This is a genomic window from Pseudomonas sp. B21-031, from assembly GCF_024748985.1.
GTDB lineage: Bacteria > Pseudomonadota > Gammaproteobacteria > Pseudomonadales > Pseudomonadaceae > Aquipseudomonas > Aquipseudomonas kermanshahensis.
Window position 1 is genome coordinate 5,215,441 of the sequence record NZ_CP087181.1, and the last position, 21,781, is coordinate 5,237,221.

Consider the following 21,781-nt stretch of genomic DNA (forward strand, 5'->3'; position numbering starts at 1 on the left):
AGACGCCGTGGCCCCGCGAGGAGATTGCATGAGCCTGCCCGCTGCGTTCCTGCGTGATGTCGAGCGCCTGATACCTGCCGAACGCCGTTTCGATGACCCGACCTCCACCCTGGCCTTTGGCACCGATGCCAGCTTCTATCGGCTGATCCCCAAGCTGGTGGTGCGCGTCGAGTCTGAAGACGAAGTGGTCGGCCTGCTGCAGCTGGCCCAGCGCGAGCGTGTGCCGGTGACCTTCCGCGCTGCCGGCACCAGCCTGTCTGGGCAGGCCATCAGCGACTCGGTACTGATTGTGCTCGGCGACAACTGGAACGGCCGTGAGATTCGCGGCCAAGGTGAGCAAATTCGCTTGCAGCCCGGCGTCATCGGCGCCCAGGCCAACGCTTGGCTGGCCCCCTACGGCCGCAAGATCGGCCCAGACCCCGCCTCGATCAACGCCTGCAAAATCGGCGGCATCGTCGCCAACAACGCCAGCGGCATGTGCTGCGGCACTGCGCAAAACACCTATCACACCCTCGCGGGCCTGCGCTTGGTACTGGCCGACGGCACCCGCCTGGACAGCGAAGACCCGGCCAGCGTCGCGGCCTTCGAGCACAGCCATGCCGACCTGCTGGAAGCCCTGGCCCGCCTGGGCCGCGAAACCCGCGCCAACACCGAACTGGCAGACCGCATCCGCCACAAGTACCGGCTGAAGAACACCACCGGCCTGTCGCTCAATGCGCTGGTGGACTACGACCAGCCACTCGATATCCTGCAGCACTTGCTGGTCGGGTCTGAAGGCACGCTGGGCTTCATCAGCGCCGTCACCTACGACACCGTGCCCGACCACCCGCACAAGGCCAGCGCACTGCTGGTGTTCCCCAGCGTCGAGAGCTGCTGCCGCGCGGTAACCGTGCTCAAGCGCCAGCCCGTTTCCGCCGTCGAACTGCTCGACCGCCGCAGCCTGCGCTCGGTGCAAAACATGCCCGGCATGCCCCTGTGGGTAAAAGGCCTGTCAGACAATGCCTGCGCGCTGCTGATCGAATCCCGCGCCGCCAGCCAGACGCTGCTGCACGAACAACTGCACCACGTGATGGCATCGATTGCCGACTACCCCCTGGAGCAGAAGGTCGAGTTCAGCGAAGACCCAGCGGTGTACAACCAGCTGTGGAAAATCCGCAAAGACACCTTCCCCGCCGTCGGCGCCGTGCGCCAGACCGGCACAACAGTGATCATCGAAGACGTGACCTTCCCCGTCGAGCAACTGGCCGAGGGCGTCAACCGCCTGATCCAGCTGTTCGACAAGCACCGCTACGACGAGGCGATCATTTTCGGCCATGCCCTCGAGGGCAACCTGCACTTCGTCTTCACCCAGGGCTTCAACAGCGCCGATGAAGTCGCGCGTTACCAAGCCTTCATGGACGACGTGGCACAGCTGGTGGCCGTGGAGTTCGGTGGCTCGTTGAAGGCCGAGCACGGCACCGGGCGCAACATGGCGCCGTTCGTAGAACTGGAGTGGGGCCATGACGCCTACCAGTTGATGTGGGCACTCAAACGCCTGCTCGACCCCAATGGCATCCTCAACCCCGACGTAGTGTTGAGCATCGATCCAGACATCCACCTGAAAAACCTCAAGCCCCTGCCGGCTGCCGACGAAATCGTCGACAAGTGCATCGAGTGCGGCTTCTGCGAACCCGTGTGCCCCTCCAAAGGCCTGACCCTCAGCCCACGCCAGCGCATCGTCATGTGGCGTGATATCCAGGCCAAAAAGCGCGCCGGCGTCGATACCCGCGAACTGCTCAAGACCTACCAATACCAAGGCCTCGACACCTGCGCCGCCACCGGCCTGTGCGCCCAGCGCTGCCCGGTCGGCATCAACACCGGCGAGCTGGTGAAGAAGCTGCGCAGCCAGGCCGCCGAACACGAAAAAACCGCCGACTGGCTGGCCGACCATTTCCACACGGCCTTGAGTGGCGCCCGCCTGACCCTCACCGCCGCCAACACCGCCCGCAAACTGCTCGGCGCCCCACGCCTAAGCCGCCTGACCGCATCGCTGAGCAACGCCAGCAACGGCCGGCTACCCCAATGGACGCCCGCCATGCCCCAGCCGCTGCGCGCCATCGACTTCGGCCCAGCGAGCAACGACGCCCGCCCCCGCGTCGTGTACCTGGCCGCCTGCGTCTCGCGCGTGATGGGCCCCGCCTATGCCGACCGCGAACAAAGCTCGCTGCTGGACAAGACCCGCGCCCTGCTGGAAAAAGCCGGTTACCAAGTCGTGTTCCCCGACAACGCCGACAGCCTCTGCTGCGGCCAACCGTTCGCCTCCAAAGGTTACCCAGAGCAGGCCGAGCACAAACGCCAAGAACTGATCAACGCCCTGCTGCACGCCAGCCGCGGCGGCCTCGACCCGATCTACTGCGACACCAGCCCATGCACCCTGCGCCTGGTGCAAGACCTGGGCGACACCCGCCTGGACCTGTACGACCCCGTGCGCTTCATCCGCACCCACCTGCTGGACAAACTGGAGTTCACCCCCCAAGACGAGCCGGTGGCCGTGCACGTGACCTGCAGCACCCAGCACCTGGGCGAAAGCCAAGCGCTGATCGACCTGGCGCGGCGTTGCAGCAACCAGGTGGTGATCCCGGAAGGTATTCACTGCTGCGGGTTTGCCGGTGATAAAGGCTTCACCACGCCAGAGCTCAATGCCCACGCGCTGCGCAGCCTGAAGGGTGCGGTGCAGTATTGCAGCGAAGGCATTTCCACCAGCCGCACTTGCGAAATCGGGTTGTCGAGCCACAGCGGCATCGACTATCACGGCCTGGTGTACCTGGTAGACCGCGTCACCCGCCCACGCACAATCTAAAAGCGGGTGCGGCCATTGTAGAAGGGGGCTGCTGCGCAGCCCATCGCAGGCAAGCCAGCTCCTACAAGGGCTGTGCAGCTCTCAAGACCCGTGCTACCCCTGTAGGAGCTGGCTTGCCTGCGAAGGGTCGCGCAGCGACCCCAATGGCCTCAACCGACTAACACCAGGGCTCGCGCGCCTGCCAACGCCCTGCTCATCTACTTCTACCTCAGGACTAACACTGCCCTTGAGAGCTGCACGCCCCCTGTAGGAGCTGGCTTGCCTGCGAAGGGTCGCGCAGCGACCCCACTGGCCTCAACTGACTAACATCATGGCTCGCGCCCCAACACCAGCTCAGCCAACGCCCTGCTCATCTGCACGTTATGCACCGAATTGACCAGCATGCCGATACCCGGCTCACCGGCATTGCCGCAAATGTATTCGTCCAAGGTGTCTTCAATCCCGCGCATCAGCTGAATGGCGTACAGCAACGCCTCCGGTGAAGGGACCTTGTTGTCGATGGTATAGAACGAACGTGGCGACGTTTGGCTGGGTGGATCAGGAACAATCTTCTTCATATTTCTCTCTCGTTTGATTGCATGAGGCCCCACCCATTCCCTCTCACAGGAATAGGTGGCAGCTGTACGCGGGGTGAGAGACCGGCCAAACAAGGAGGAAAACCGGCCAGGCACAAGGCCTGCCCGCGCACAGCTACCATGACGGTAAATCTCTTGAATGGAACGGGCTCTCACACCCGATCGCCAAACCTCAGCGACCCAGGGAAACTAGCCCCAACGCCCATCATCGACAACAGAGAAACCGCTGCAGCGCCAGTAGGATAATTCCCAAACCCATCCACCACGAAGCATTTAGTTTCAAGTTCAGAATCCCCCTACAGCCGCATCATATCGCCCTGCCAGCATCCCGATTGAACCCACGCCAAATCTGCGTAGTCCACTTAACAGGCCCACCTTCCAGAGGCCTTAGAAGGAGACACCCATGAAAGGTACCGCGCTATCGGCCCTGTTCGCGGCCGCCACCTTGTTGGCATCGCCGGTGTTTGCCGCCGACGACCTCTGCACCACCAACCTGCAAAAGATCGATGACAGCATGGCCACCGCCGGCGCCACCTCCGAAGGCCTGGACAAAGCCCTGACCGAGCACGTCGACAAAGCCAAGGCCGCGCAGGCCTCGGGCGACACCAAAGAATGCATCGCCATCACCAGCAAAGTGCTGGAGCGCCTGGAAAAAACCGAAAAAGGCAGCGGCGGCAGCGGTTCGTGACCCCTGGTGCGGGCGACCGGACCAGTTGTCGACGTCGCCCGCGCAATGGCGTATACTCGCCTCACGTGCCGTAAGGTGCGTTAGCTAGAGCTAGTGTGGGGCCGATTAGGATTCGACGCCGGTAGCGAAACTCTAGGTGCATGCCGAGTTGGTAACAGAACTCGTAAATCCACTGTTGCAACTTTCTATAGTTGCCAATGACGAAAACTACGAGGGTTACGCTCTCGCTGCGTAAGCAGCTGAGCCCGCTCTCCTGGTAGCTTCGGCTCCAGCAATCATCAGGGGATGCCTGTAAACCCGAAATGATTGTCATACAGAACAGGATCGTCGTGTAGCACGTTGGGGGCAAAGCGACTAAAACTTACCCAACTCATCCAAAGCACCCTGCCCGTCGGGCGGCTGCGGATTAAATCAGTAGACACGGCTAAGCATGTAGTACCGACAGCGGAGTACTGGCGGACGGGGGTTCAAATCCCCCCGGCTCCACCAAATGATCAAACAAAGACGTCCACGTACGTCTTTTTTTGTGCCTGAAATCCAGTAAATACGCGGCATCCAGCGCTTTTGCGGTCTTTCAAGAGCTTTTGAGTTCCAGCCATTCGGGTATTCCCGGTGGTATTCCAGCCTACCTGGGGCTAATCTTGGGAATACCAAAAGGTGTCAGGGAGCTCATCGTATGTGCGCTCAAACAGCTCGTCTCTCCGACCGCCAGCTCAAGGCAGTCAAGCCCAAAGACAAGGACTATGTCCTCACGGATGGCGACGGCCTCCAGCTCCGAGTTCGGGTCAACCGCTCGATGCAGTGGAATTTCAACTACAGGCACCCGGTCACCAAAAATCGAATCAACATGGCGCTCGGCTCCTACCCCGAGGTCTCTCTGGCGCAAGCTCGGCGGAAAGCGGTTGATGCTAGGGAAGTACTTGCGCAGGGGATCGACCCCAAAGCTCAGCGCAATGATCTCGCGCAGGCCAAGCTAGCCGAGACGGAACATACGTTCGAAAAAGTAGCTAGCGCCTGGTTCGAGCTGAAAAAGGACTCGGTCACGCCGGCCTATGCCGAAGACATCTGGCGCTCACTCACGCTGCACGTTTTTCCGAGCATGAGATCGACACCGATCTCGGAAGTCAGTGCACCGATGGTGATCAAGATCCTTCGACCGATCGAGGCCAAAGGCAGCTTGGAAACCGTGAAACGGCTTAGCCAGCGCCTCAACGAGATCATGACCTACGGTGTCAATTCGGGAATGATCTTCGCGAACCCGCTCAGCGGGATTCGAGCGGTGTTCAAGAAACCGAAGAAAGAAAACATGGCGGCGCTTCCTCCCGAGGAGCTTCCTGAGCTCATGCTGGAAATTGCGAACGCCAGCATCAAACGCACGACCCGCTGCCTGATCGAATGGCAGTTGCACACGATGACTCGCCCCGCCGAGGCGGCGACTACTCGCTGGGCAGACATCGACTTTGAAAGGCGTGTCTGGACTATCCCTCCGGAGCGGATGAAGAAGCGCCGACCACATAGCATCCCGTTGAGTGATCACGCTGTCGCACTGCTGGAGTCACTGAAGACTCACAGCGGCCATCGCGAATACGTCTTCCCAGCAGACAGAAATCCGCGCACCCACGCCAATAGCCAAACGGCCAACATGGCGTTGAAACGCATGGGCTTCCAGGACCGCTTGGTCAGTCACGGCATGCGCTCTATGGCCAGCACCATCTTAAATGAACATGGGTGGGACCCCGAGCTAATCGAAGTGGCACTGGCGCACGTCGACAAGGATGAGGTGCGCAGCGCCTACAACCGAGCCGACTACATCGAGCGCCGGCGCCCGATGATGGCTTGGTGGAGTGAGTACATCCAGAAGGCCGCCACCGGCAGCCTGCTTGCCTCAGCTTACGGCCAAGTTAGAGACAAGAACGTGGTACCGATTCGCTAGCTCTGTACGGCGCAAGAACGGCAGCAGCAACAACTGAACGTCAAGATTCGGGGCAAGCAACCTCGCTCATCCGCTTCTCAGCACGGGTCCTTCCAAACAGGGCTGCAAAGCCGCCCTGTTTGGAAGGACCTCACTTTGAAGAGCTAAAAGCGAACACGTTGTCCAGGATTTACCACGGAAATCCAGCGGTGGATAACCGCTCTTAAAGTCCAAAGCGGCGCTGAGTTTCGAACCTTGACCGCGTTTATCCACAGGCGTAGAACTGGCCGTGCAAACGCTGTCGATGACAGCAACCCAGGTGGCCCGAGCCTTGAAGGTCACGCCGCTCTTGCGGTGGTTCTCCCCTAAATGGCGATTCGCATCCGGCAGCTCGCCCGATCACCTCCCCGGTGATGGATGCCTACTTCAGATCATGGCCCTCGTGCGCCAGATGACACTTCCTACTTCGCTGCCCTGCAGCAACCTATCCGCTTGGCCGAATCTTGCGCCAACCTGCGCCCGTCTCTTTCTGTGGAAAGAGACGGGCGCTTCTAACACTGCTGCAGCCCTGATCGCATAAGGCTTTGCGGCAATCCCCCTCGTGACAACCGGCGTGACAAACGCCGTTGTCACCAGCAACAGCGCTGTAGATGATGGTGCCGCAGATCACGGAATGGACTGCACCTGACTGACAGTCAGGCATGCCCCGGTCATCGCACCGCTGCGTTCACCCGACTCAGGATCTTCAGGCGCTGGTCTCGTCAGCCAGTGCTGCCTCCACCCGCCCACCGGTAACGGTGCTCAGGAGGCCAGATCATGAGATGCCCTTGCTCCCGGTCGTAAGGAGCCGCCAGTCCTGCGTTAGAGGACACCCCACAGGTCGCAGGGGCCTTGATCCCTGATAACACTCAGCATTCTTGGCGGGATGACGTGGGGCAAGGATCGGAGATCGGATGATGAGGTGACTGACATGGCAATGGTGGGTAGACGCGATGGTCGTAATTTTGGTTACGGCAGGCAATTGAGTTACGCGGGGCCGCAGGCGCTGAAAGACATGTTTGGCGGCGGCCACTACGGCACGGTGAAAGCGCACAGTGATCGGTGGTTGGCATTCGTGAAGTGGTGCCGCTCGGAACAAGGGCCGGGTATCAATGATGCGCGGCAGATTGATCGGAAGGTGTTGGCCTATTACGCAGCGTATCTGCGCGACATGGTTAAGCGCGGTGATCTCTCCGTCAGCACCGCGCAAAATCGACTATCCAGCGTTAACAGGACTATGGCGGCGCTTCGCGGTGACCAGTGCGTGAAGTTGCCCAGTCCGAGTAAGGCGTTGGGCATGCAACGCAGCGGAGTTCGAGACTCAGCGCCGCAGGGTCAAGACCGCAAACAGGTTAAGCAGATTGTCGATGTGCTTTGCAGTCAGCATCAGGTACGGGCCGCCGCAATAGTCCTGTTGGCAAGAGCCACCGGCATGCGCTTGCGTGAGGCCATCTTGGCTGACCTGCCACGGCTAAGCCGTGAGGCTAACGACCTGGGCTGGATTAACATCCAGGATGGCACCAAAGGCGGCCGAGCTGGTGCCTCAGCGCCACGATGGATTGCCGTGGACCACCATGTTCAAGACGCACTTGGGTTTGCACGGCAGGTGTCGCCTGCGAGTAGCCGCAACCTGATTGCGCCAGACGAAAGCTATCTGAATGTTCTGCAGGAAATCGTCCGCCCAGCGTGGGACGTGCTGCATGCACACAAGCTCAAAGGCTTCCATGAGCTACGAGCGGCGTATGCATGTGAACGCTATGAGCAAATCACCCAACACCGCGCGCCTATCAATGGCGGCCACTGTTGTCAGGTAGATAGGAACCTTGATCGTGAGGCCCGGAAGCAAATCAGCTACGAGTTGGGGCACGGTCGGATCGATGTGGTCTCTGCCTACGTTGGAGGGCGGACATGAGTAAGCCATTCGACATGGAACTGTTCTTGGCTGGAGTGCTGACGGGATCGCACGCAACCCATCAACGCCATGTGCGACAGGCGAAAATCATCCAGACTGAAATAGCAGAGCGCTGGCAGCGAGAAACGCCTTGGGCCTGGCAGAGAAAGCATTTGGTTTGGTTTCTCGATCAACGCCTGAAAGAGCGAAGTGGAGCGTCACACTATTACTATCTACTGACCGTACGGCTTCTCGTCCGACGATTAGAAAAGCCATGGGTTTTCAACCGCTGTCAGGGCAGACGCAGGCCTGACTGACGATCCTGAGAATGCCGGCCCTCAATACTGGCAGCATGCCTCCAGCCCTTCTGATAAAGTTCGCAGCACGTCATAGGGACACAGTGAGCCATGGACAAGAAATCACTTTCCGAGCGGGACATCTGCAGTAAGTACATCTCCCCTGCCATCCAGCAAGCTGGCTGGGACATGCTCAAGCAGGTGCGCGAGGAAGTTTATTTCACCAAAGGCCGCATTATCGTGCGGGGCAAGCTTCACAGTCGCGGCGAAGCGAGCCGTGCAGATTTCATTCTCTACCATCAAGCCAACCTGCCTATCGCTGTAATCGAGGCGAAGGATAACAACCACTCTGTTGGCTCCGGCATGCAGCAGGCTCTTCGCTATGCAGAGGCGCTGGATGTACCGTTCGTATTCTCCAGCAATGGCGATGCCTTCCTGTTCCATGATCGCAGTGGTACGGGCAGCAAGGTAGAAACGGACCTCCCCATGGATCAATTCCCTAGTCCTATCGAGCTTTGGCAGCGCTACTGCCAATGGAAAGGGCTGGATACTGCGGTTCAACACAAGATCGTAGCGCCATACTACGACGACGGCTCCGGGCGCATGCCGCGCTATTACCAAACGAACGCCATTAACCGCACCGTTGAGGCGGTAGCGCGCGGGCAGGACCGTATCCTGATGGTGATGGCCACAGGCACTGGCAAAACCTACACCGCCTTTCAAATCATCTGGCGACTGTGGAAATCAAAACAGAAAAAGAGAATTCTGTTCCTTGCTGACCGCAACATTCTTGTCGACCAGACGAAGAACAACGACTTCAAACCCTTTGGCCAAGCGATGACCAAAATCGCCAAACGCCAGATCGACACCTCTTATGAGATCTACCTATCGCTCTATCAGGCCGTCACTGGCACTGACGAAGAGATGAACATCTACAAGCAGTTCTCCCGCGACTTCTTCGACTTGATCGTGATCGACGAGTGTCACCGTGGCAGCGCTGCCGAGGATTCCGCCTGGCGCGAAATTCTCGACTATTTCTCCAGCGCCACCCATGTCGGCCTAACCGCCACACCAAAGGAAACCAAAGAGGTGTCAAGCATCACCTACTTCGGTGAGCCGGTGTACAGCTACACCCTCAAACAGGGCATCGAGGACGGTTTTCTTGCGCCATATAAAGTGGTGCGCATCGACTTCGACAAAGACTTGCAAGGCTGGCGCCCACCCAAGGGCATGCTCGACAAGAACGGCGAACTGATCGAAGACCGCATCTACAACCTGAAGGACATGGATCGCAGCCTGGTCATCGAGGCGCGGACTCAACTGGTCGCGCAGAAGGTCACCGAGTTCCTCAAGGCCTCAGACCCATTCCAGAAAACAATCGTCTTCTGCGACGACATCAATCACGCCGAACGCATGCGCCAAGCCTTGGTCAACCTCAACCCGGAGCGCGTGGCTGAGAACCGCAAGTACGTCATGCGCATTACCGGCGATGACCAGGAGGGCAAAGCCGAACTGGACAACTTCATCAACCCGGAAATGCGCTACCCGGTCATCGCCACCACCAGCAAACTAATGACCACCGGCGTAGATGCGCAGACCTGCAAGCTGATCGTGCTCGACCAGCACATCAAATCTATGACCGAGTTCAAGCAGATCATCGGTCGTGGCACCCGCATCAACGAGGAATTCGGTAAGTACTGGTTCACCATAATGGATTTCAAAAAGGCCACCGAGCTGTTTGCCGACCCGGCCTTCGACGGAGACCCAGTGGTGATCTACGCCCCAGAGATCGATGACTCCCCCGTACCGCCAGATGAGCCAATAGCCGATCAAGAAGGCTCCAGCGCTGGCAACGATAACGAGGGTGATGAACCAGATTTCACCGGCGAGGATGAAGGTAAAAAACGCATCCGGTATATCATCAACAACGTACCAGTCTATGTCGTCGCTGAACGGGTGCAGTACTACGGTCCTGATGGCCGGCTGATCACCGAGTCACTGCATGATTACACCCGTACCTGCGTACAAAAGCAGTTCGCCTCATTGGATGACTTCCTCCGGCGCTGGGGCGATGCCGAGCAAAAGAAAGTCATCATCGAGGAGATGGCCATCCAAGGCGTAATTTGGGAGGCGTTGGCCGAAGAAGTAGAAAAGAAACAAGGCAAGCAGCTCGATCCGTTCGACCTGATCTGCCACGTAGCCTTCGATCAGCCTGCCTTATCACGCCGTGAGCGAGCCGAGCAGGTAAAAAAGCGCAACTATTTCGCCAAGTATTCAGGCGCAGCCCGCCAGGTGTTGGAGGCGCTACTGGATAAATACGCCGATACCGGGATCGAGCATATCGAGGACATCAAAATCCTTCAGCTTGACCCTTTCAGCCAGATCGGCGCACCTATCGAGCTGGTCAAAGCCTTTGGCGGCAAAGCGGGGTACACCAAGGCGATTCATGAATTGGAGGGTGAGCTTTACGCAAGCTAGGGCTAAGCACCGACGACATGACAAAGCAGTCTCCTCCACGATCCGGTAGAATCTTGCCCCCCCGCGTTACGTGTTGAGAGACCTTCATGTCCATTAGCTCCACCATCAAGTCCATCCAGGACATCATGCGCAAAGACGTTGGCGTAGACGGCGACGCCCAGCGCATTGGCCAGCTAGTGTGGCTGTTGTTCCTGAAGATCTTTGATGACCGCGAGCTTGAATGGGAGCTAATGGACGACAACTACCGATCGCCCATTCCCGAGAGCTGCCGCTGGCGCACTTGGGCGGCTGACCCGGAAGGTATGACCGGCGATGCGCTGAAGGACTTTATTGACAACAACCTGTTTCCCCAGTTGCAGAACCTGCACGAGTACAGCAACACACCGTCAGCCTTCGTAGTACGCAGCGTATTTGAAGACGCATACAACTACATGAAATCCGGCCAGCTGCTGCGCCAGGTGATCAACAAGATTCAGGAAGGTGTGGACTTCAACAAAGCCCAAGAACGCCATGAGTTCGGCAACCTCTACGAGCAATTGCTGCGCGACCTGCAGAACGCCGGTAACGCCGGTGAGTTCTACACCCCGCGTCCGGTCACCGAATTCATGGTGCGCATGGTCGATCCCAAGCTGGATGAGAAGGTCATGGACCCGGCCTGCGGCACTGGCGGCTTTTTAACCTGCGCCATCGAGCACAAACGCAGCCGCTATGTAAAAACCGCCGAGGACGAACGCACCCTGCAGGCCAGCATCTTCGGCGTGGAAAAGAAGCCGCTGCCGCACCTGCTGGCAACCACCAATATGATCCTGCACGGCATCGAAGTGCCAAGCCAGATCCGCCACGACAACACCCTGAGCAAACCGCTGATCAGTTGGGGCCCGAGCGAACGCGTGCACTGCATCGTCGCCAACCCGCCGTTCGGCGGCATGGAAGAAGACGGCATCGAAACCAACTTCCCCGCAGCCTTCCGCACCCGCGAAACCGCCGACCTGTTTCTGGTGCTGATCATGCAGCTGCTCAAAGACGGTGGCCGCGCCGCCGTGGTACTGCCCGATGGTTTTCTGTTTGGCGAAGGCATCAAAAGCCGCATAAAGGAAAAGCTGCTCACCGAGTGCAACCTGCACACCATCGTTCGCCTGCCCAACGGCGTGTTCAACCCCTACACCGGCATCAAAACCAACCTGCTGTTCTTCACCAAGGGCACGCCGACCAAACAGGTGTGGTTCTACGAACACCAGTATCCGGCCGGAGTGAAGAATTACTCCAAGACCCGCCCCATGCGCATCGAAGAGTTCTCAGTGGAAGAGGCCTGGTGGGGCAGCGAGGCCGATGGCTTTGCCGCACGGGTGGAGAACGAATTTGCCTGGCAGGTCAGCCTCGAAGAGCTGCAAGCGCGCAACTGGAACCTGGACTGCAAAAACCCGCATATCGGAGAACAAATCAACCACGACCCGGACGAACTGCTGCGCAACTACGCCACGCTGCAAGGCGAGATCAGCGACCTGCGCGACCAGCTTAAGGCCGTGCTGGCTGAAGCCCTGGAGCGCGAGGTATGACGACGCTGCTTACCGATAACCTGCCACTGCTGGCTGGTGCGCCAAACGGTATAAAAAAGCTGCGTGAACTGATTCTGGAACTGGCGGTGCGCGGCAAGTTGGTGCCGCAAGATCCAAGTGATGAGCCGGCCAGTGAGTTGCTCAAGCGCATTGCCGAGGAAAAGGCACGGTTGGTGGCTGAGGGCAAGATCAGGAAACAGAAGGCGCTGTCTGAAAGAGATGCCGAAGATCCAGCATTTGAGCTGCCAGCGGGCTGGGCGTGGGCTCGACTTGCTGATGTTGTGAATGTTCTTAATGGTAGGGCCTACAAGAAAGAAGAGCTGCTAGACGCAGGTACGCCCGTCCTGCGAGTTGGGAATCTATTTACATCCAATCATTGGTATTACTCGACCCTCACCCTTGAAGAGGATAAGTACTGCAATCCGGGAGACTTACTGTTTGCTTGGTCTGCATCCTTCGGACCATTCATTTGGCATGGTGAGCGCTCAATCTATCACTACCACATCTGGAAGCTCGATTTTTACGCCAAAGGTCAGCTCAGCAAGCATTACCTATACAACTATTTGCTGGAGCAAACGCAAGATATCAAGGCTGCTGGCCATGGCGTATCTATGGTCCACATGACCAAAGAGAAAATGGAAAAGCTGGTAGTGCCAGTGCCCCCGCTCGCCGAACAAGAACGCATCGTCGCCAAAGTCGATGATCTGATGGCCCTGTGCGACCGCCTGGAAGCCCAGCAAGCCGAGTCCGAAAGCGCCCGCGCCCAACTGGTGCAAGTGCTGCTCGACGGCCTTACTCAAACAAGCGACGCCATCGAATTCGCCATCAACTGGCAGCGCCTGGCTGAAAACTTCCAGTCCCTGTTCACCACTGAGACCAGCATCGAAACCCTCAGAAAAAATCTGTTGCAATTAGCTATGATGGGCAAGCTAGTACAGCAAAATCCCTACGATGAGCGGGCTTTCGAAACGCTCAAGCGGGTCGAGGAAAAGAATCAACTAGCCGCGAATTCCTGCAAATCAAAAAAAACAAAACAGACAACTGAAGCAACCCCAGAAATTGCCTCATTTGATCTGCCTAACGGCTGGACGATAGCAAGCGTTGCTCAAGTTGGTGAAATCAAACTTGGGCGTCAACGATCCCCGAAGGATCACTTTGGCGAGCACATGACACCCTATCTACGCGTAGCCAACGTCAAAGAAAACGCGCTCGACTTGTCAGACGTTAAAGAGATGAACTTCACCCCCGCAGAGCAGGAAATCTTTCGGTTACAACCCGGAGACATCCTTTTAAACGAAGGGCAGAGCAAAGAGTTGGTAGGCCGCCCAGCACTATTTAATGGAGAAATACCTGGAGCTTGCTTTCAAAACACATTACTGCGCTTCCGAGTATACGAATGCGTAACACCAATATATGCATTGCGATATTTTCAATCGTGTATGCACAGCGGTCGTTTTCAACAGGCGGCACAGCAGACCACAAATATTGCTCACTTAAGCGCATCGAGACTTGCAGCGATTGAATTCCCTTTACCCCCTCTTCCAGAACAACATCGTATCGTCGCCAAAGTCGACCAACTCATTGGCTTCTGCGACCAACTCAAAATGCGCCTAAACCAGGCGCGCCAGTTGAACGACCATCTGGCCAACAAGCTGGTCGAAAGTGCGCTTGTCGAAAATACTCAGCAAGCTCTCGTTACCCTGGATCGACAAGTAGCCCGCACCTTGCTCGCCGCAGAAATCACTCATCAGTTGCATAGCCAACACACCTTCGGCCAACGCAAACTGCAGAAAGTTATTTACTTAGTCGAACATACAGCCAGGCTCGCCGCTATCCAAGGTAACTACCTGCGTGACGCCGCTGGCCCCCACGATCGCCATCTGATGAATAAGGTTGAAGGCGAGCTGCAAAACCATCAGTGGTACGAACGCATTGAGCGCGAGACTGTTGGCCATGCTTACCGCCCGCTTTCCCAAGCAGGGCAGCATCGGCAGGCATATATCAGCGCCTGGTCGGTCATTGAGAGGGCCACCATTGAACAGGTCATCGAGCTAATGCGGGACTGGGATACGGATCGTTGCGAAATGACTGTGACGCTCTATGCCGCCTGGAACGATTTTATCCTCGAAGGTCGCCCAGTTACCGATGAAGCCATCGTGGACGAAGTCATGCATAGCTGGAACGTCACCAAGCTGCGCTTCGGCAAAAACCAATGGTTCGCGGTACTCGCAGAGATGAAAAAGCACAAAATGCTAATGCCCAGCGGCTTTGGCAAGCGCACCGAAGGCGGCATGCGCAGCTTGCCCGGTTTTGAATAAGATTAATCTTTTCGCCAGTCTCTGCAGAATAACAAACCGAGGCATATCGCTAATTTCAGCTTGCCTCGGCATTCCAATCGGTATTCCAAAGAAATTTATTAACCAATATATTTCAGAAAAATCAAAGAGTTAATGGCTCAGCTCAAGTTACCCCGGCTCAAGAAAAATGTGACACGCCCCACGACTCTCTTTTTTCGCACCGAGTTTCCAGCTCTTTGTTCGCGCTGCTTCCCCTGGTATCTCGCCCAGTGAACCTACCGTATCCCCCAAAAAAACCCACGCCCCCCTCACCTTTTTCATTGCACCCCGCAGCTATAAATCCTACCGTGCATGTCGTTTTTGGATATGGAGGCTAAGGATATGGCCCAACTCTTCCCCGCACTCAGTGCCTGCCGCTTCGACGCCCCAGGCGAAAAACGACTCGCCGAACGACTCGAAAAAAAGCTCTCAGACGACTGGTTGTGCTGGTTCAACGTGCCAGTCGGGCCAAAAGGCCTGCAACCTGATTTCGTCCTCTTGCACCCCAATATCGGGCTGCTAGTGCTTGAGGTCAAAGACTGGAAAATCACTTCGCTGATCTCGATGACGGCCAGCGATGTAAAAAAATACGATGACGGCCAGGAAAAAACCGTTATCAACCCGCTGGCCCAAGCCCGCAAAAATGCCTTTGAAACGGTCCAGGCATTGGAAAAAGACAGCGCCTTAACCCAAGGTGTTGGGGCTTACCGGCCTGGCAAGCTCATCATGCCGTACAGCTGGGGGGTGGTCCTCACCGAGATCACCCGCAAAGAGTTCGATGCAAAGAAGCTCGGCGCAGCGATGGAAGGCACGCGGGTAATCTGCAAAGACGAAATGTTTGAAACTGCAGACAGCACGGTATTCGAACAGCAGGTGTGCAAGATGCTCGTACATCAGTTCCCGGTGCACTTGCAGCCGGAGCAAATTGACCGAGTGCGCTACCATCTGTTTCCCGAGATTCGGTTAAACCCGGCACGTGCTCAGTTCGGGTTGTTCAGTGAACAAGATGCTCCCCTTCCCAGCCTGCTTAAGGTGATGGACCTTCAGCAAGAGCAGCTGGCACGTTCCATGGGTGATGGCCATCGGGTGATCCACGGTGTCGCCGGTAGCGGTAAAACCATGATCTTGGTCTATCGCTGCTTGTACCTAGCTCGCGTAGCTACCAAACCGGTTTTGGTCTTGTGCTTCAACAAAACGCTTGCCGCGCGTTTGAGCCAAGTACTGCAGCAGCACCGTCAGGACCACAAGGTAACGATCATGGGCTTCCATGCCTGGTGCCACGGTTTACTGACCCATGCAAAGCTAAGTCTTCCTGAAATGAAAGGGGCGAAGTTCGTTCAAGCATTGGAAGAAGAAGTGCTTCGGCACATGGAAAGCGGCGCCCTAGCCCCAGAGCAATACGCCGCCATCCTCATTGACGAAGGGCACGACTTTAAACCCGAGTGGTTTCGCTTGGTCGTCCATCAGGTGGATCGCGAGCGTGAAGACCTGTTGGTACTGTATGACGACGCTCAAGCCATCTATCGCGGCAAGACGACGGGCACGGCCAAAATGGCGTTCAGCTTTGCCAGCGTAGGCATCAAGGCCTCTGGCCGGACCACAGTGCTGCGTACCAATTACCGCAACACCTTAGAAGTACTCTCGGTGGCCCATGCATTCTCCAAGGATCTGCTGAGCGCACGTGATGCCGAAGACGATCATGTACCGGTGCTTGCACCTCAAAGTGCGGGGCGTCGGGGTGAGATGCCACAGCTTTTAAGCTTCTCTCAGCCAGCTCAAGAAGCACAGTGCCTGGCGATGAGGTTAAGGGCAGAACATGAAAACGGCAGAGCCTGGGAAGACATGGCGGTGATTTACCGACATACCAGTCAAGCCAGCTGGGTTGAGGAGGCGCTGAAAGCGGCAGGTATTCCTTACACCAGTGCCAGGGTGATCTCTCAGCGTACAAAGCTCTATGCCGAAAACTCGGTAAAAGTCGTCAGCATGCATTCCAGCAAAGGGCTGGAGTTTGGTTTTGTGATGATCCCGCGCCTGCATGAAATGCCAGGAAAAGGTGAGGATGAGGCCGACGAGATGCGCTTGCTGTACGTAGCGATGACACGGGCAGTTGATCGCCTGGTGATGAGCCATCAAGGCCAGTCGGGTTTCACCGAGCGCCTTGGGGAGGCGGTGGCCCAGGTAAAAGCCAGCCTTTAGGCCGCTGCTTAAATCAGTGCCCTATTCACCATGCGTGAAGGAGCCAACGTAGGTGCCCGCCATATAGCGGGCACCTCACAATCCAGCCCCCCGCCTTACCAGCTATAACTCAACTTAGCCGTAACCTCCCGCCCCGGGTTGTAATAATTCGCCGTCCCCGACCCCACCACATGCTGCTCATCAAACAGATTGCTCACATTCAGCGCAAGGTCGGTCCCCTTGGCAATCTTGTAATTCAAAGCCGCATCAAACAGCGTGGTGCCATCGCTTTTCTTGGTATTGGCCGCATCCATGTAATACCCGCCCACATACCGCGCCCCCAGCCCAACGCTCACGTCAGTATCAGGAATGCTGTAGTAGCTCCAAAGCGAAGCAGAATGCTTCGGCGCCGTGGTGAATTCCTTACCCTTCAGCGACGAGCCGTCATACAACGACCCACGCAGCACTTCAGACTCCATATACGAATAAGCCCCGATCACGCTGATGTCTTGCGTCACCTGCGCCTTGGCTTCCAGGTCCAGGCCGCGCACGCGAGACTCACCCACCGTCTGCTGCTCGATGATGCCGCTCGGCAACACCACGGCAATGGTGACGTTCTCCTGCGTCAGGTCATAAATGGCTGCAGAGAACAACGCATCCATCCCCATGGGCGAATACTTAACGCCCACTTCGTACTGCCGGCCCGTTTGCGGGGTAACGCCAACCTGTGGCGGTGAAACGGATTCCACCATGCTCACATAGGTCGACACTTCATCGTTGACGATGTAGGTCAACGCGCCGCGGTAAGAGGTTTCGGAGAAGCTGTCGTTTTCACTCGAGGCGCCGCCGATGTACTCCTTGCTGGACAGGTCCATGGAGTCGTTACGCACACCGGCGGTAGCAATGACGCGGTCGTAGAACGACAGGTTCTGCTGCAGGAAAACAGCCTTGGTCGTGGCGTCGTTCTTTTTGCGGGTATACGGCGAGATATCGCCCGGCACGCCGGTGAAGATTGGGTTGGCGATATCGATGGAAGGCGCCAGGCCGTAGACGGAGCTTTGCTTGGTGGTGGAGTCGAGGTACTCCACACCCACCAGGGTGCTGCTGTCGATGTGCTCGAACTGGGCATCGTATTGCAGCATCAGGTTGCCGTTGAGTTGGTCGGCATCGCTGTCGGTACCAAACACGTAGCGTGGGATCGTGGTGCCAACACGCGTAGGGCTGTCGCTCAGGTAGGCGTAGCCGAAGTCATCGCTCAGCTCGCTGTAACGTAGGTTGCTGCGCAGCACGAAGCCGTTGTCGAAGTCGTGGGTGATGTTGCCGCTGAGGCTGGTGCGCTCGACGTTGTGGAAGTTGTAGCTGGGCTCACCGTAAAAATCGCTGCGGTCGTATTCCTTGTCCAGCGGGTAGCCACCGCTGTTGGGCGAGCTGTCAGTTTTCAGGTAGTCCAGGATCACGGTGGCCGAGGTGTAGTCGGTCGGCGCCCAGGTTAGGCCACCCATCACGAAGCGGTTGTCGTCTTGCGAGTGGTCGTACTCGCGGTCGCTGTTCTGCATCTTGGCGGTGAAGCGGCCGGCGACGGTTTTTTCGTCGTTCAGCGCATCGCCAACATCGATGCCGGTCTCGGCATGGTCGTAGGAGCCGTAAGTGACGTAGCCCTGGCCGAACTGCTCGAAGCGGGGCTGTTTGGTCACGAAGTTCACCGAGCCACCGGGGTCGGCCGGGCCGAACAGGGTGGAGTTGGCGCCGCGCAAAATTTCGATGCGCTCGTAGGCGTAGGGGTCTTCGCGCACACCGCGCATCGAGCTTAAGGTCAGACCGTCGCGGTAGGTGGTGGCCTGGAAGCCGCGGATCTGGAAGTAGTCGTTGCGGTCGTCCGAGCCGTAGAAGTCGCTGATGACGCCTGGGGTGTAGAGCAGGGCCTCTTCGGTGGTGCTGACGCTGCGCTGCTCCATCTCCTTGCGGGTAACCACCGACACGGACGCGGGCGTGTTGAGGATGCTGGTCGCGACTTTGCCACCCACCCACAGCTCTTTAGCGACCACCGAGTCGGCGTCGTCGTCAGCACTGGCTTTGACCTTGGCATTGATGATGACGGGCGCCAGGCGATAGTCCTCGGTCGCGCCCAGTTCGAGCGGGCCGGCAGGCTTGGTTTGCGGAATGATCAGGTAGGCATTCGGGCCTTGCTGCTCTGGCTGCAACTCGGTGCCCTGCAACAATGACGACAGTGCTGCCGGCGTCTCGAGCGTGCCTTGGACACCTTGGGTCGTGCGGTTGCCGATGCTCTGCGCATCGTAGGACAGGCTGATGCCCGCCTGGCGCGCAAAGCGGTCGAGCGCCGGCGCCAGCGGGCCACCCGGGATGTTCCACTGCTGCAGCTGGTTGGTGTGATCAGAGGCCAAGGGTTGCGCAAGCGACGGCAAGGCATAGCTGCTGACAACCAGGCCCAAGAAGGCGCCGTGCAGGGCACGATTCAAGGGGTGGCGCTGTGGAACCGGGGTCGAACTCATTTTCTCGCTCCGTGGGGTGCTGGCAGACTGGCCTGTATTCCGGCCTTCTCTACAGGCCGAACGAGAATGAGAAAACACCTCATTTATTTTCAGGTTTCTGCGCAGAACACGTCACACGCGCGCTATTGAGCCTCCCACACCGCCGTCCAGGCTTACCGTGCGCCCTATTCCTGCGTTGAATGTGCCCCGTCGTCGCGGTCATTCAACTTCAGAATGTGCGCTTTGATGGAAGTACCCGCCAGGCTGACGAACGTCATATAAAAGTCCTTACCCAGATGCAGCAATGGCGAGCCTTTCAAGGATTCGGCGGCAGCCTTTATTGCAAATACCCCGAACTGTTCCGAGATGATTTCGACGCTGCGCGCACGCTTGGAGGGCTCGTCATAGGGCTTCTGATACCAGGTGGCGATTTGGTAGTCGACATCTTCTCGTTCAAACACCGCATACACATGGCTGACCAGGGCTATGCTGGTTTCGCGAATCAAGCCAGGGTCGACATTGTGTTGTTCAAGCAGCGCTTCGATGGGCTGGTTCATGACAAACAGCAGGTCTGCATTCGTATAACCGGGCATCGGAGGGAACACGCCGGGAGGCAGTTCGATGGTTGGGGCAGGTACGTCGTCATTGTGCATGTGAAGCTCCTTCTTCAGCCTGAATTGGCGCGCAGTCAATGACATTTGCCAATTGAATTAGTTGCGCGTCAAGAAGAAACAATCGCATTGCGCCCGCGACCTCATCACTAGCCTTCGATTAAACGTGCATCCTGCAGGGCCGGCAGGGGTCGGCTCAGTAACACGCCGACCAGCACCGCGAACAGCAGCGCCGCCACGCCTGCCACTTGCAACACGGCTTCAAACCCTCCGATGAAGGCCTGGCGGGCCAAAGGCGCGACTGCCTCACGCAGGCCAGGGTCCAGCACGGCTAAAGCCGCCTGCAGGTCGCCCGCAGCAACGCGCGTGGCCATCGTGGCAACCTCGTCCAAATGCGCGGGCGCCACGGCGGCCATGGCGTCGTGCAGCAGTTGGCCACTGCGGGCCGCCAGCACGCCGCCGAGCACTCCGATGGCCAACACGATCGCGCCGAAGCGCGTGGTGGTGCTCAGCCCTGAGGCCATGCCGGTACGCTCACGGGGCACGCAGGCCATGATGTTTTTCTGCGTATCGCCATTGAGCAGCCCTGCCCCCGCGCCCAGCACCACGCTGGCCAGGGCAAAAGCGCTGTAACCGCCGTAGCCAGCGGCCCAGGCACACAGCAGGTTGCCCGCGCCCACCAGCAACAGGCCGAGGGCGAACACCTGGGCCGGGCTCAAGTGAGCCGCCAGGCGCATGCCCAGGCGGGGTGTCAGCAGCATGGCCACGGCGAACGGCAGCATCCCCGCCCCTGCCGCCAGGGCCGAAAGCTGCAGGCCGTTTTGCAGGTAGAGCGGCAGCAGGGTCATCATCACCTGGGCGCAGGCCGCATAGCCAAACATGCCCAACAGGGCACCCACGAAACGCCCGCTGCGCATCAGCCGCAGGTCGATCATCGGCCTTGCCTGGCTGCGTTCGACCATGATGAACAGGCCGAACAGGAATGCGCTGATCAGCAGCCGCGCCAGGGTCTGGGCGCTGCCCCAACCGACTTGGTTGGCGTCGATCATTGCCCAGATCAGGTAGCCCAGGCTGCCTGCGAAGGTCAGGCTACCCCAAGGGTCGAGGCGTGCTGCGGCGCTGTCGCGGGACGGCTCGACGCTGCGCAGTACCATCACGGCCAGCACCGCGACCAATGGCAGGTTGATGTAGAAGATCCAGCGCCAGCCCAGCGTGCTGGCGATCACCCCGCCGAGCAGCGGCGCGAAGGTGATGGTAGCGCCCATGCAGGCACCCCAGAAGGCCCAGGCGCGCAGGCGTTCCTGGGGTTCGTGGAAGCGGTGGCCGATGGCGGCGAGTGCTGAGGTCAGCAGCATGGCAGCGCCGATGCCCTTGGCCGCTCTGGCCAGGTTGAGGAACATTAAGCTGGGGGCTGCGCCGCAGGCCAGCGAGGCGATGCCGAACACGGCCAGGCCGATCAGCAGCAGGCGGCGTCGGCCAAAGCGGTCGGCCAGGCTGCCGGCTGGCAGCAGGCAGGCGGCGAAGGCCAGCAGGTAGGCGCTGACCACCCATTCGATATCGGCGAACGCGCCGGACAAATCGCGGGCGATGCTGGGCAGGCTGACGGCGACGATGTTGGTGTCGAGGATGATCAGGGCGCAGACCAGTGAGGCGGTGAGCAGGGTGAAGCGCGGGGAAGCAGGCGTGGGCATGGCAAGGCTCCGAAGGCTGGCTGGGTCTTTGGGGCCGCTGCGCGCCCCTTCGCAGCACAAGGCTGCTCCTACAGGTGCAGCGCATGCCTTGGGTGCTGCGCTGCACCTGTAGGAGCAGCCTTGTGCTGCGAAGGGGCGCGCAGCGGCCCCGGCAATATCACTCACAGCACCGATACCTTTGCCGCCATGGCACCAGCCTTGTAGT

Annotated in this window: 13 protein-coding genes and 1 other RNA gene; 10 read left to right on the top strand and 4 right to left on the bottom strand. The window is 58.4% G+C overall.

Annotated elements, in window-relative coordinates; translation table 11 throughout:
• Positions 1–28 precede the first annotated feature (28 nt).
• Positions 29–2,839: an FAD-binding and (Fe-S)-binding domain-containing protein gene (locus tag LOY53_RS23325; protein WP_258703332.1), complete on the top strand. Its 2,811-nt coding sequence runs from the start codon at positions 29–31 to the stop codon at positions 2,837–2,839.
• Positions 2,840–3,147: 308 nt separating this feature from the next.
• Here the strand turns inward: LOY53_RS23325 and LOY53_RS23330 are convergent, their stop codons facing one another.
• Complete coding sequence (locus LOY53_RS23330; protein WP_238215330.1) at positions 3,148–3,396, bottom strand: hypothetical protein; 249 nt, start codon at positions 3,394–3,396, stop codon at positions 3,148–3,150.
• 421 nt (positions 3,397–3,817) lie between these two features.
• On the opposite strand from LOY53_RS23330, the gene LOY53_RS23335 reads away from it, so the two are divergent.
• The 9 genes from LOY53_RS23335 (at position 3,818) to LOY53_RS23375 (ending at position 16,806) form a co-directional block, all read left to right on the top strand.
• Entirely contained in the window at positions 3,818–4,102 is a 285-nt protein-coding gene (locus LOY53_RS23335; RefSeq protein ID WP_085274245.1) for a hypothetical protein, read from the top strand.
• Between the two features lie 97 nt (positions 4,103–4,199).
• Positions 4,200–4,591, top strand: a transfer-messenger RNA (tmRNA) gene (ssrA, locus tag LOY53_RS23340).
• A gap of 187 nt (positions 4,592–4,778) precedes the next feature.
• Positions 4,779–6,035 carry an integrase domain-containing protein gene (locus LOY53_RS23345; protein ID WP_258703333.1) on the top strand — a complete coding sequence of 419 codons (1,257 nt, stop codon included), beginning with the start codon at positions 4,779–4,781 and terminating at the stop codon, positions 6,033–6,035.
• Positions 6,036–6,984: 949 nt separating this feature from the next.
• Entirely contained in the window at positions 6,985–7,965 is a 981-nt protein-coding gene (locus tag LOY53_RS23350; protein WP_258703334.1) for an integrase domain-containing protein, read from the top strand.
• Entirely contained in the window at positions 7,962–8,261 is a 300-nt protein-coding gene (locus LOY53_RS23355; RefSeq protein WP_258703335.1) for a hypothetical protein, read from the top strand. Before LOY53_RS23350 ends, LOY53_RS23355 begins: the two co-directional genes overlap by 4 nt.
• A gap of 90 nt (positions 8,262–8,351) precedes the next feature.
• Positions 8,352–10,718 carry an EcoAI/FtnUII family type I restriction enzme subunit R gene (gene hsdR, locus LOY53_RS23360; RefSeq protein WP_258703336.1) on the top strand — a complete coding sequence of 789 codons (2,367 nt, stop codon included), beginning with the start codon at positions 8,352–8,354 and terminating at the stop codon, positions 10,716–10,718.
• Between the two features lie 86 nt (positions 10,719–10,804).
• Positions 10,805–12,274, top strand: coding sequence for a class I SAM-dependent DNA methyltransferase (locus LOY53_RS23365; RefSeq protein WP_258703337.1), 1,470 nt, complete (start codon positions 10,805–10,807; stop codon positions 12,272–12,274).
• Positions 12,271–14,592, top strand: a complete 2,322-nt coding sequence (locus LOY53_RS23370) for a restriction endonuclease subunit S (protein WP_258703338.1) — start codon at positions 12,271–12,273, stop codon at positions 14,590–14,592. The genes LOY53_RS23365 and LOY53_RS23370 overlap by 4 nt, the downstream gene beginning before the upstream one ends.
• A 360-nt stretch (positions 14,593–14,952) precedes the next feature.
• Positions 14,953–16,806: a 3'-5' exonuclease gene (locus LOY53_RS23375; protein WP_258703339.1), complete on the top strand. Its 1,854-nt coding sequence runs from the start codon at positions 14,953–14,955 to the stop codon at positions 16,804–16,806.
• 95 nt (positions 16,807–16,901) lie between these two features.
• Here LOY53_RS23375 and LOY53_RS23380 read toward each other — a convergent pair whose 3' ends face one another.
• The 3 genes from LOY53_RS23380 to LOY53_RS23390 form a co-directional block, all read right to left on the bottom strand.
• A complete protein-coding gene (locus tag LOY53_RS23380; RefSeq protein ID WP_252825914.1) occupies positions 16,902–19,295 on the bottom strand; it encodes a TonB-dependent siderophore receptor in 2,394 nt (797 codons plus the stop codon).
• 164 nt (positions 19,296–19,459) lie between these two features.
• Positions 19,460–19,927, bottom strand: a complete 468-nt coding sequence (locus LOY53_RS23385; protein ID WP_099430509.1) for a hypothetical protein — start codon at positions 19,925–19,927, stop codon at positions 19,460–19,462.
• Between the two features lie 107 nt (positions 19,928–20,034).
• Positions 20,035–21,576, bottom strand: coding sequence for an MFS transporter (locus LOY53_RS23390; RefSeq protein ID WP_258703340.1), 1,542 nt, complete (start codon positions 21,574–21,576; stop codon positions 20,035–20,037).
• Between the last annotated feature and the right edge of the window lie 205 nt (positions 21,577–21,781).

Coding starts and splice junctions, on each gene's coding strand:
- LOY53_RS23365 (WP_258703337.1), top strand. CDS start 10,805: ATGTCCATTAGCTCCACCATCAAGTCCATCCAGGACATCATGCGCAAA.
- LOY53_RS23375 (WP_258703339.1), top strand. CDS start 14,953: ATGGCCCAACTCTTCCCCGCACTCAGTGCCTGCCGCTTCGACGCCCCA.
- LOY53_RS23325 (WP_258703332.1), top strand. CDS start 29: ATGAGCCTGCCCGCTGCGTTCCTGCGTGATGTCGAGCGCCTGATACCT.
- LOY53_RS23350 (WP_258703334.1), top strand. CDS start 6,985: ATGGCAATGGTGGGTAGACGCGATGGTCGTAATTTTGGTTACGGCAGG.
- LOY53_RS23355 (WP_258703335.1), top strand. CDS start 7,962: ATGAGTAAGCCATTCGACATGGAACTGTTCTTGGCTGGAGTGCTGACG.
- LOY53_RS23370 (WP_258703338.1), top strand. CDS start 12,271: ATGACGACGCTGCTTACCGATAACCTGCCACTGCTGGCTGGTGCGCCA.
- LOY53_RS23385 (WP_099430509.1), bottom strand. CDS start 19,927: ATGCACAATGACGACGTACCTGCCCCAACCATCGAACTGCCTCCCGGC.
- LOY53_RS23330 (WP_238215330.1), bottom strand. CDS start 3,396: ATGAAGAAGATTGTTCCTGATCCACCCAGCCAAACGTCGCCACGTTCG.
- LOY53_RS23390 (WP_258703340.1), bottom strand. CDS start 21,576: ATGCCCACGCCTGCTTCCCCGCGCTTCACCCTGCTCACCGCCTCACTG.
- hsdR (WP_258703336.1), top strand. CDS start 8,352: ATGGACAAGAAATCACTTTCCGAGCGGGACATCTGCAGTAAGTACATC.
- LOY53_RS23335 (WP_085274245.1), top strand. CDS start 3,818: ATGAAAGGTACCGCGCTATCGGCCCTGTTCGCGGCCGCCACCTTGTTG.
- LOY53_RS23345 (WP_258703333.1), top strand. CDS start 4,779: ATGTGCGCTCAAACAGCTCGTCTCTCCGACCGCCAGCTCAAGGCAGTC.
- LOY53_RS23380 (WP_252825914.1), bottom strand. CDS start 19,295: ATGAGTTCGACCCCGGTTCCACAGCGCCACCCCTTGAATCGTGCCCTG.